We start from the raw sequence: 11426 nt of genomic DNA on the forward strand, positions 1-11426 counted from the left end.
AATGAGTAAGAAATTATTAGCATTAATTACAATCTCCGTTTTTCCATTCTTCGCAAATGCTGAGGAAATCCGTGATCCTTTTGCTCCTTTGGGGTGGGGAGGAAGTCAAAATCCTTCAACTGAGAATTTAGATGCCGACTCCATTGAAAGCATGAACGTAACTCCGCTTACAAAAGACCCTTTGGCAACTTATCAGCTAGGAGGAGTAATTGTATCCCCCACCGACTCCATAGCGTTAATACGGACAAGGAGTAAAAGGGATTACTTTGTAAATATCGGTGATGAAATAGGAATGGAAAGAGGAATAATTGACGTGATATCCTCAGACGGAATCACGATTGATGTAAACGGTAAATTAATTGATTTAACAGTTAGCAACGGGTTCGAGATAAAAAATGAAAATGAATAATAAACTATTAAGTATCTTATTACTTACGTTCTTAACTGCCGGATGTATGGACGTTGAGAAAGCACTGGAAGGCGAGCTTATCGAAAAGGATAGCCTTATCGCTAATAAAAAATTTATTGAGGAAAGTAAACAACGTGCCGACAAAATGATAAAATACGGCCCTGAGATTGCCGAGATCGACCAGTCCGACATAAGGGAGAATACAAGGGAGATATTGAACAAAGAGGAAGCACCGAACTACGATTCATTACAAGATGACGGTACGGGCAAGATATTCCCTATAGATTTAAATGTAGAAAATGTTGATATAAGAACCTTCACGCAAATGCTTTCAAGAATTACCGACATCAACTTCCTTGTATCCGACGAAGTAAACGGCTTTGTGACAGCTAAACTTACCGACGTATCATGGCCAAGCGCCCTTGACTCGGTACTCAGCCTTAAGAGTCTGGCAAAGCATGTCGATAATAAAGCAAATATAATCAGAATACACAGCCAGAGCAATATAGTTGCACTGGAAAGTTTTGAAAGAAAAAGGAAGGAAGATCTGCAAAAAACGGCAGAACTTTCAAAAGCAAGCGAGCCTTTATATACGGAAGTATATAAGCTTTTCTATACAAATCCTGAAGAAGTAAGCGGAATATTAAAAAGCGTACTGGGTATATCGGGAACGGAAGAAAATGAAGGGGGATTGCAAAGTGCTCAGATAACCATAGATAAAAGGGTTAATCAGCTTATCGTAAAAGCAAGGAAAGACGACCTTGATATGATGCAGAAGGTTATTAAAAAAATAGATTCAAGAACAAAACAAGTTTTCATAGAGGCTTTTGTAGTTGAAGTTAATGATGACTTTGAAAAACAGCTTGGTGTACAGCTTGGTACTAACCTCAGCCATGCAATTCCAAAAGGAGAGAATGGAAAAACATTTAATGTAAGTACAACCGGTATCGCAGGTGGCGGTGTGGGAGGTCTTGCAGCTGATACATCATCAAACGCACTTAGCAACTTCTCCGTACCGGGTGCTACAAGCGGAATTGCAGGCTTAATCGGGCTAGGTGATGCGGCAGACTTAAAACTTGCCCTTACCGCTTTAGAAAGGAACGCCGTTTCAAAGATTATCTCTAATCCGAGAATATTCACTCTGGACAATCAGAAAGCCACAATCTTCCAAGGCACTGAAGTTCCATATGAAACCGTATCGGCTGACGGTACGAGCATTGAATTTAAATCGGCAGGACTTAACCTTGAAGTAACCCCTACCGTAGTAGGTGACGGAAATCTTATGATGCAAATAAGCCTGAATAAAGATACCGTTGATACGTCAATATCCAACCCTCCGATAACCTCAAGCTCAATTAACACGAATCTTGTTACAAAAGACGGTTCTATTGTAGTAATCGGCGGAATATATACACAAAGCAAAACCGACTCCGAGGATAAAGTCCCGTTCTTTGGCGACTTACCCGGTGCAGGCAAGCTATTCCGCAGGGACGGACGCACAAATGACCGCAAAGAACTAATGATATTCATAGCTCCTAGGGTTATTTAATAGCCGTCATACTATGGCTTGAATATCCAAGATATGTGACACTTAGTTTATATTACGTTTTTTCTCAATAACTTCAATGTGTTATCTCACCTCGTCGAATGACGGGATCCGGTTTCAAAAGAGAGATTTTCCTTTTGGCTCCAGACCCCGTCATTCGACGGGGTGACAGATAAACGCAACATTTTAACAAAAGCTCTTTCTATCATAGGCGAATTAAAGCCCCTCCAACTTAACAAAATATTAAGAAATTTAATATATGATATGCGTATGAGTCTCTACATAAGAGCAACATTATATAATGTATAATAAACGTATTATTAAAATATGAGCAACGATAAGCCGCAAAACCCAGGGTTACCGCCGGGAGTTCCTCCAACCCCGCCACCTGATATCCCAATGGCAAACGCACCGGGAACACCCCCTGCTATGCCTCCTGCCGGCTTTCCTCACGGTCAACCCCCAAGACCGATAGCACCGCCGAATCCAACCGCTATCGGCACAGCACAAAGACCACCGGGAATGCCGCCTACGGCTCCCGTGGCTCCTACGGCTCCCAAAATATTATCACCTAAAGAAGCTTTCCAGCAAGCCCTGTCAATGGGTGATAGTGACGGTCCTAAAATCGGCGGACAGGCAAATCATAGTGCCGAACTTGCATCTTGCGGTTCAAACGTAATCGACTTCGTAAGCAACGTTATTGAAAACGCAATAACATTGGGCATCAGTGATATTCACTTTGAGCCGTTTGATAACACTGCACGCCTTCGTTACAGAGGCGACGGTATATTGCGTGAAGTACCGGAGTTATCCGATTTCTTACATGAAAATTATTCTGCAGTATCTACACGTGTAAAAATACTTTCTTCGCTTGATATATCGGAAAGAAGGTTACCGCAAGACGGTGCTATCCAGTATGATTACAAGCAGGGAACCGACTTGGTCAACCTGCGTGTTTCCATACTGCCTACAACATGCGGCGAACGTATAGTTATGCGTGTTATGGATAAGAGTGCACTCAATATGCCTATAGACAAACTGGGGTTTTCTGAAGACTGCCAGAAGAAATTATTAAAAGCCATAAAATCTCCTCAAGGTATGATTTTAGTTACAGGTCCTACAGGTTCGGGTAAATCAACAACATTATATGCGGTACTAAACGCCCTTAACTCACCTGAGGTAAACCTGATGACAGCAGAAGATCCGGTAGAATTTGACGTTGAGGGTATCGGTCAGGTACATGTAAAAGATTCAATAGGGTTAACATTCACGGCTGCATTACGTTCATTTTTAAGGCAGGATCCTGAAGTTATAATGGTCGGTGAGATTCGTGATAAAGACACCGGAGATATAGCCGTAAAAGCATCTTTAACAGGTCACTTGGTACTAAGCACGCTTCATACAAATGACGCTCCAAGCACTGTAACACGCCTGATAAATATGGGAATACCGGCTTATTTGATAACATCTTCATTAACACTTGTCGTTGCACAAAGGTTGGCAAGGAAAATATGCACCGAATGTAAGATTGAAGACCCGGAAGGAAAGCGTGAACAGCTTTTAGCATTGGGATTCACGGAAGAAGAATTAGCTGACGGTAGTGTAAAAGCATATAAGGGAAAAGGTTGTTCTGCCTGTATGGACACGGGTTCAAAAGGAAGAAGGGCAATCCATGAGGTTTTGGTAGTAACAAGAAATTTAAAAGAAGCTATTCTTGCAGGAGCAAACGATCTTGAGCTAGGTACTGTGGCAAAGAACAAGGACGGTTTCGAGTCCATGCAGGACGTAGGAAAGCGTTTGATAAAAGAAGGCATTCTTACAATTGAAGAATTTAAACGCGTTTTAATGGTTGAGGATTGATAAATGGCTATTTTTCAGTGGAAAGGAATTCAGGGTAGTGAGGTAGCAAATGGCGAAATTGAGGCTAGGAACTCTGATGAAGCAACTAAAAAATTAAAAGACCAAAAGATAATCGTTACTAACATAGTTCTTATCAGCGGTCAGGAAATCCCAACCCCGACTGAAGGCAAAGAAGAGAAAAAAGTAAGTACCAAACAGGGGCTTAAGCCTAAAAAATACAAGGCAAAAGGCATAAAGGTAAAGGACAAGGTAATATTTACCAAGAAGTTCTCTACGATGGTATCTGCGGGTCTGCCTATACTAAAAACCCTGCAAATGCTAGAAAGCCAGCAGGAAAACCCTAATTTCAAATGGGTGGTAAGGTCTATAACCGAAGATGTAGAGTCAGGCTCAACCTTATCGGAGGCATTTGCCGAACACCCTGCTATTTTTGACACGGTTTATGTCAACCTTGTAAAAGCCGGAGAAATGTCAGGTAAACTTACTACATTCTTGCAACGTCTTGTTACACAGCTTGAAAAAGCCGAACACATACGTAAACGCCTTAAAGGGGCATTAAGTTACCCTATAATTTTGCTTTGCGTAGCATTTGCGGTAATAACGCTGATGTTAATAAAGGTAGTACCGGTGTTCCAAAACATGTTCGGTCAGATGGGGCATGACCTTCCCGGACCGACGCAATTAATTGTAGATATAAGTGAATTCGTGCGTGATCCGGCAAAAGGCGGAACAATAGTATTTATTATGGTAGCAACCTTCATATCCGTAAAATGGTTAAAGAAAAATAACATGGCATTTAAGAAGAAATGGGACAAACTGGTTTTAAAAATTCCTATTATCGGTAACTGTATTCAAAAATCCACACTAGCAAAAATAGCTATGATAGAAGGAAACCTTGCCGCTGCCGGTGTTTCTGTTATGGAATCACTGGATATAATCGAACAAACCATGACCAATACCGTTTTTATTGAGGCGTTTGATGTAATCAAAGACGGCGTATCTTCGGGTAACTCTCTATCTTCATTATATTCAATGTGTCCTATATTCCCTCCTACATTCTACCAGATGTTAGCTGTGGGAGAAGAAACGGGTAATATGGAAGATATGTTCGATGCAACAACGGCATTTTATGAAGAAGAGTTCGATATGGCTGTAGACAGGCTAACCGAGGCCTTAGAGCCTATAATGATTGTATCTATGGGCATAACCGTAGGATTTATCATTGTTGCAATGTACATGCCTATATTCCAGATGGGTGCAATGGTCGGTGGTTAGAAAAGAAAACAGAATGACCCGTTAATTGGTTTTTGTACTAAAAATAGTTGTCATGCTGAATTTATTTCAGCATCTGTTATGCTTTATAAGAGAACCTGAAACAAGTTCAGGTTGACAAAAGATTATAAAAAAACCAATTTTTTCCGAAAAAATACCATACTATGACCATAATTCCTGCTTTTGCCATGCATTGGGAACTTCCAGCGTTCCCTCGGGTTCCTCGCCGCCCTCTGATAACGTAAAAGATTGCCAAGCCGTTTCCCACTCTTTCGGTATCGGATATGCCGGTTGAATCTTTGTTTCAACTTCAAATCCGAAGCTTTTATAGAAATTGGGATCACCCAGAACGAGAAGCTTTAAAAAACCGTTACTTTTCAACGAATCAAAACCATGCCTTATCAGACTGCTTCCTATACCTTGACGTTGATACTCAGGCATAACTGCCAAAGGACCTAACAAAGCCAAAGGATATTTTTTTGAAGATACATAACATTTAGAAAGTGCAACATGACCTACAAGATGACTATTTATAAACGCACAAATGCTTGTTACATTTTGTTTATCATCAAATAATTCTATAATAAGAGGAAATAACTCCTCATCAGGAAATGCTTTTTTGTATAACAGCTCCATTGAAGATATATCATCTTTGTTAGTTTTACGGATTTTTATTTTACTAGCCATAGAAAAAACCAATATATTTTAAAACATAACTGTTTCTAACAAATAATCATCTAACAACATAACCTTCGCCTCAGAAGTCCAGATTAACGCACATCTTATCTTTTTATCGGGGTATATCTCCTGCAATGCGTCTTTATAAGACCTCATTTGCTTTAGATAATTTTTATGCACTCCTTCTTGGTTTTCAGGGACATTATTATTTGTCTTATAATCAATTACCAGAACTTCATCATCTGTTACAAAAAGCCTGTCAATACGCCCCGATATAACAAACTTCCCCACCATACCGACTATCGGCACTTCTGCCTTTGAACCTTTGCCGAATATTTTCGATATCGAACTATCGTTTAAAACAGAAAAAACACAGTTTTTTATATTATCAATCTCGTTTTCGGATAGTTCATTCTTATATTTATTTAGGAACTCTAAGGCTTTTTCCTCTCTTTTTTCAACGGGAAGTTCGGGCAGATATTGCAGCAGTTTGTGAATTAGCTTTCCTTTAAGTATCGCCCCCTTGACTAAAGGAGAGTTAACAACAGGCACATCACCTTCAAACCGAGAGGGCGTAAGAGGAACGGAAGGAGTTGGCTCCTGAGGCACTTTTTGCCCGACAAACTCAGGCAATGAAACCGTTTTCTCCTCAACCTTTTGAACTTCATTATCATTGCCTACTTCAGATAGCTGCTTAGACCTAAGCACCAGCTTTCCGTCAACATTCTCCGCAATATCTTCTATGCCGTTTTTTACCACATTATACCAGCACTCATCTGCTATCTTTTTATTATCCTGATAGCCTGCTATATAAAGTTCATCTTCGGCTCTGGTAAGAGCTACATACAACAGCCTCAAATACTCGTCATTAGCCTGACTTTTAGCACTATCTTTTAAACCCTTACAATACTCATTTAAGTTTTCACTCAAACCGCTCCATAGCATTATCGGTTCACCGTTATATTCGGTTCGGAATATATTACCGCTTTTATTCTTCGGCAATGATGTTGTATCGGGCAAGAACACAATCGGAGCCTGCAACCCCTTTGAGCCATGCACGGTCATAATACGCACCTCATCATTTCCCTGCTCAAGGTCACGCTTAACTTCGGTTTTTCCCATTGAAAGCCAGCTTAAAAAACCTTGTAAAGCAGGTGGGTGGCTTCCCTCATACGCAAGAGCCAGCGACAAAAACTCATCAATCGGGTCATTCACTTCCTCACCAAGCCTTGATGCAAGTTTTTTTCTTCCGCTTTTTGCCTCAAGAATATGTGAATATATCTCAAACGGCGAAACAAAATCCGTCTTATTCAACAAGCCCACAAGGTACTCATAAGCTGCCTGAAAAACAGCTTCTTCCTTTTCCTTTAGGACAGACCATAAAGACCTCTTTCCTCTTTTATAAGCGATTTCAAACAACTCTTCTTCGTTCATGCCTATAAGGGGGCTTTTCAAAACCGCGGCTAAGTTCAGGTCATCTTCCGGCAACAAAAGGAAATTCCCCAACGCCATTAAATCCATTACCGCAATATGCTCGGTCAATATCATTCTGTCCACACCTGCAACCGCAACATCATTTGCCTTTAGCTCGCTCACCAGATAATCGACCAACGCATCACGGCGACGCACTAATATCATTATATCACCGGGTCTTACTCTCTTGCCGGTAGCCTCTATCTTCCGCCCCCCGTCTATCCATTCCTTAACCGTTGCGGCTATTTTTGCGGCTAATCTTCTTTTTATATTAGTTGTTTCAATTCTCTTAATCGGCAACGCCCAAGGCTCAAGGCTATCCTTTTCCTCTTTTTCCAATAAAGACCAAAGCTCAACCAGACCTGCATGACTTTCCCTATGGGCGACATGTGGAATATATTCGGGCAGGAACGATACTGATTTTCTGATATTCTCTTTTGAAAATATAGCATCAACACACTTCAAAATTGCCGAAGTGGAACGGAAAGACCTGTCCAAAGCTATGGTTTCCCAGCCTTTTTGTGCATCTTTTGCCCTTTTGGAAAACACCGACTGCATTTGATTAAACACTTTAGGGTCAGCCCCTTGAAAGCTGAAAATAGACTGTTTTTCATCTCCGACTATAAAAACGGTACGGTTTTTTTCAGATGCTCCCTGCCCTACGAAAAACTCTCCGCACAATGCCTCTATCACCTTCCATTGCTGCGGGCTTGTATCTTGTGCCTCATCAACCAGAAGATGGTCGATTCCTCCGTCTAATTTATATAAAATCCAAGGGGCAATACCGCTTTTATTAAGAAGATTATTACTGGCGATTATCAAATCATTGTAATCTAAAAAAGCTTTAGAATTTTTAGCTTTTTTATACAGAATTAAAATAGCCTCACTTACATGTAATAAGTCTATAGTCAATTGTGCTATACGAACAGACCTTACCTTATCCAGCAATGTTAAAACGTCAGATTGCTCTTTTTGCATCCACTGTTCACAATCAGGGTATTTTTTAGCGATATTATTATTAACAAGTTTTTTTCTAGGCTCAAATTCAGCCGTTAAAAATGCAAGAACATAACTGTTGAATGCACTTTCAATATCGCCTTTATTTTCAAAGACATCTATAAAAGATTTTATACAACTTCCCGCCTTGATATCATTTGCCCCGCCTGCCGATAAAATATCTGCATAGCCCTTTATTTTTTCAATATCATAGTCTTTATAACTATCAAATATCACCGATTGCTCGGTTTCGTCTGCCTTTACATTTAAAACATCGCAAATTCTTTCAACTATCTCAACCATGCTATAGCGGCTAAACAGATATTCTATTTTTTCACGCTCGTTGGTTATGTCATGTAATATTTGTGCAAAACCGCCCTCATCTACCCTCCATGCAATATTATTGATTGCCTTGCTTACAACTTCACTATGTTCATCTTTTTTTGATAACAGCCTCATGCGAGATTCTTTTAATAGCTCCAATGAAGTTTGCTCGTCAATAACCTGAAAGTGCGGAGCTATACCGGCTTCAAGAGGAAATCTTCTCATCAGGTTCTGGCAAAATGAGTGAATAGTCTGAATTTTCAACCCGTCGGGAGTATCAAGCACGGAAACAAATAACCTTCCGGCAAGGGTCAGTGTTTTTTCATCAGGCACGACTCCCGTTAAGTCCGTAATATCCTTTATCAGTTCGGCTTTTGATGCCGTCACCCACTTCATAAGGTTTTTATTTATGCGGTTTGCCATCTCTGCCGCTGCGGCATTAGTGAATGTCAGGCACATTATTTTACCGGGCGGAACACCTCCCAACAAAATTCTAAGCACCCTGTCGGTTAGCACCTTCGTTTTACCGGAACCTGCCGATGCCCCCACATAAACAGAATGTGCCGGATTAGATGCTAATTTTTGTGCTTGGGTCATAGTTATAACTTACTATATTGTTTTTCTGATTTAGGCAAATATCCTAAAATTAATGATTTGGTAATAAAGGTAGCATATAATAATAATTTGTTAACAAAATTTTGCATGCATTTAAATGGAAAAAGAAGTACGTAAATTAAGACTTACAGATTATTTACAGCAATTCTGGGATAATGCCAGAGGCGAAAACGTATTTCCGTCTATAGACTGCATAAGGGAAACCGAAATAGATGAAAGTCTGGTAGATGACGTATTTATATTATTAATTCACCACCAATCGAACAACCACTATTTTTCCACGACATATATCGGCAATAACATTCTAAAGTTACACGCTGACCCTCTTGATACGGAAAACAAGGATAAGTCTATTAATAACTTTTTAGAATCGTATAAAAAACACTTTGACAGAATAGTTACATCACGCAGACCCATGACTCATAACATAGAGATACATCAGGGCATAAATCAGGTGCTAAAATACCGGCAAATATTGCTGCCCATAGGCAACTCGGAAGATAAACCGATAAATGCTATTTTAGGAGGCATGCGGTACAAAAGGGACTCAAACTAATCTCTTTCATCTATCCACGCCATCTGAATGGCTTCCAGAATTTTTTCATTACATCCGTTAGGTTCACCTTCAAAATCATCAAGCTCATTAACCCATTTTTTCAAATCCGTAAAACGAAGATTTACATTATCAGCATCCGGGTGTGCTTCTTCTAATTCTATAGCTATTTCACGAACATCAAGCCAACTTAATCCCATATAAACAATCCTTATAGTTTTTTTAATGTTATAGTATAGCCAAATAAGTAAACGATACAAATCTATAATTAACTATAGCCTTATTAAGGCTTTTTTATTATAAGTTAAAAAAAGACCTCTGTATAATACGTCATCGCCTGAATTTGTGAAACAAATTATAGGGCGATCTCATGAGATTACCCTATAATTGCCTTTGGCAATTGGCGAAATACTTTATAAAAATAATTAAGTAAACTTATTATTTTTATTTCGTATTTTCGGGTAATGACGAGTTTTATTTGCATTATGCAGAGGTCTTTACAACTAACTTCCAAACAGGTGTTCCCTCAAGATGCCGTGTATTTGGGTGTTATATACTATTGTTGGCAGCTTATCCGTACTCCTGACCAGTATTCCTCCCGAATAGTCGGCGTTCCCGACATTTTTCAGGTCAAAATATAACTCTTTACCATCGTGGTTTTTATAATGATAAGCACCGCTTTCCTTTTTTGACAACACCTGTAAGCCTCCTGCATCACTATCTGATGTAGTAAGTATCATAGTATCTTTATGCTTTTTCCTGTAATCCGACATTACGCCTATGGCATCATCAGCTCTTGCGGCGGCATCAATAACGGCATGAATATTACCTTTATTGGCAAAATTATCCGTTGCTTCCTCTTCGGCGATAATCAGAAATTCCTGCCCTTCAAACAGTTCCAGCGTTGCTTTTACCATTTGCCCGATTGTAGGTGCATAATCAAAATAGCGAGGCAGGTTATCGGCTTGCAGCATTTCCTCGGACATATCATTGAATGTATGACCGGCAGCAAATACTCCCAGTAACTTCTCAGGCTTTTCTGTTATTGCCTGCTCCAGTTCCTCTTTATTGTAAACCACCTTATAGCCTGCATTTTTCGCATATTCTATTAAATCCTTGCCGTCTTTTCTACTTCCTAAACCATGCACACCTTTAACACCGCTTGGCAGCATATGCTTTTCCCCGCCTGACAAAATAACTTCAACTCCGCTTTTTATTATTTGTTCGGCTATAGTGTCATAATCCTGACGGCTCTTTGCCCTTGAAGCAAAAACCCCCGTTCCCGGTTCAATTATACTGCCTGAATTGATAAGTGCGGTTTTATGCCCGTGAGATTTAGCCTCTTCGATTATAGTGCCGCGAAAGCCCGATTGCGAGGTGATTTCCTCTCCGTCTATCATACCGTAGCTACTCGCCTGTGCCAAAACGCCATAAGCATGTGCCGTCGCACCGCCGTTAGAGGTAGCAACAGCCGAATCAGACATGTTACCTATATAAACCCCCATATTCTCCAGCTTATCCCAGTTAAGTCCCTCTTTAGGCAGTCCTTTTACATATCTTAGAGCCTGCCATGTATTTACCCCCATTCCGTCAGGGTGAAAGAAAATAGCCGATTTTGCGTTTGAAATATTTGGAGTCATTACGCTAACAACAGATATTGCTATAACAGTAAATAGGTTGAAAAATTTTAACATCATTAT

Annotated in this window: 9 protein-coding genes; 5 read left to right on the plus strand and 4 right to left on the minus strand. The window is 40.0% G+C overall.

Features of this window, described 5'->3' with window-relative positions; genetic code table 11:
* Position 1: 1 nt before the first annotated feature.
* The 4 genes from O2942_05200 to O2942_05215 all read left to right on the plus strand — a co-directional run bounded on the left by O2942_05200 (position 2) and on the right by O2942_05215 (position 5090).
* On the plus strand, positions 2-409 hold the full coding sequence (locus O2942_05200; GenBank protein MDA0781646.1) for a pilus assembly protein PilP: 408 nt from the start codon (positions 2-4) through the stop codon (positions 407-409).
* Entirely contained in the window at positions 396-1958 is a 1563-nt protein-coding gene (gene pilQ, locus O2942_05205; protein MDA0781647.1) for a type IV pilus secretin PilQ, read from the plus strand. The genes O2942_05200 and pilQ overlap by 14 nt, the downstream gene beginning before the upstream one ends.
* A gap of 324 nt (positions 1959-2282) precedes the next feature.
* Entirely contained in the window at positions 2283-3815 is a 1533-nt protein-coding gene (locus O2942_05210) for a GspE/PulE family protein (GenBank protein MDA0781648.1), read from the plus strand.
* A gap of 3 nt (positions 3816-3818) precedes the next feature.
* Positions 3819-5090, plus strand: a complete 1272-nt coding sequence (locus tag O2942_05215; GenBank protein MDA0781649.1) for a type II secretion system F family protein — start codon at positions 3819-3821, stop codon at positions 5088-5090.
* 159 nt (positions 5091-5249) lie between these two features.
* Here O2942_05215 and O2942_05220 read toward each other — a convergent pair whose 3' ends face one another.
* Both O2942_05220 and addA read right to left on the minus strand, forming a co-directional pair.
* The gene (locus O2942_05220; protein ID MDA0781650.1) at positions 5250-5774 is read right to left on the minus strand and encodes an N-acetyltransferase; all 525 of its coding nucleotides are present in this window, start codon (positions 5772-5774) and stop codon (positions 5250-5252) included.
* An 18-nt stretch (positions 5775-5792) separates the two neighbouring features.
* Positions 5793-9155: a double-strand break repair helicase AddA gene (gene addA / locus O2942_05225; protein MDA0781651.1), complete on the minus strand. Its 3363-nt coding sequence runs from the start codon at positions 9153-9155 to the stop codon at positions 5793-5795.
* A 115-nt stretch (positions 9156-9270) separates the two neighbouring features.
* Between addA and O2942_05230 the strand changes: the two genes are divergently transcribed.
* Complete coding sequence (locus O2942_05230) at positions 9271-9729, plus strand: hypothetical protein (GenBank protein MDA0781652.1); 459 nt, start codon at positions 9271-9273, stop codon at positions 9727-9729.
* Here the strand turns inward: O2942_05230 and iscX are convergent.
* The gene (gene iscX, locus O2942_05235; protein MDA0781653.1) at positions 9726-9926 is read right to left on the minus strand and encodes a Fe-S cluster assembly protein IscX; all 201 of its coding nucleotides are present in this window, start codon (positions 9924-9926) and stop codon (positions 9726-9728) included. The two genes, O2942_05230 and iscX, sit on opposite strands and share 4 nt — an antisense overlap.
* Positions 9927-10229: 303 nt before the next feature.
* On the minus strand, positions 10230-11423 hold the full coding sequence (locus O2942_05240; GenBank protein ID MDA0781654.1) for an alkaline phosphatase: 1194 nt from the start codon (positions 11421-11423) through the stop codon (positions 10230-10232).
* Positions 11424-11426: the final 3 nt, after the last annotated feature.

Source organism: Pseudomonadota bacterium (genome assembly GCA_027620075.1).
In the GTDB taxonomy this organism is placed as follows: domain Bacteria; phylum Pseudomonadota; class Alphaproteobacteria; order Rickettsiales; family UBA6187; genus 1-14-0-20-39-49.

Bases quoted from the DNA above. Each gene is read 5' to 3' on its own strand.
- O2942_05200 (MDA0781646.1), top strand. From the start codon at position 2: ATGAGTAAGAAATTATTAGCATTAATTACAATCTCCGTTTTTCCATTC.
- O2942_05240 (MDA0781654.1), bottom strand. From the start codon at position 11,423: ATGATGTTAAAATTTTTCAACCTATTTACTGTTATAGCAATATCTGTT.
- O2942_05230 (MDA0781652.1), top strand. From the start codon at position 9,271: ATGGAAAAAGAAGTACGTAAATTAAGACTTACAGATTATTTACAGCAA.
- O2942_05215 (MDA0781649.1), top strand. From the start codon at position 3,819: ATGGCTATTTTTCAGTGGAAAGGAATTCAGGGTAGTGAGGTAGCAAAT.
- iscX (MDA0781653.1), bottom strand. From the start codon at position 9,926: ATGGGATTAAGTTGGCTTGATGTTCGTGAAATAGCTATAGAATTAGAA.
- pilQ (MDA0781647.1), top strand. From the start codon at position 396: ATGAAAATGAATAATAAACTATTAAGTATCTTATTACTTACGTTCTTA.
- addA (MDA0781651.1), bottom strand. From the start codon at position 9,155: ATGACCCAAGCACAAAAATTAGCATCTAATCCGGCACATTCTGTTTAT.
- O2942_05210 (MDA0781648.1), top strand. From the start codon at position 2,283: ATGAGCAACGATAAGCCGCAAAACCCAGGGTTACCGCCGGGAGTTCCT.
- O2942_05220 (MDA0781650.1), bottom strand. From the start codon at position 5,774: ATGGCTAGTAAAATAAAAATCCGTAAAACTAACAAAGATGATATATCT.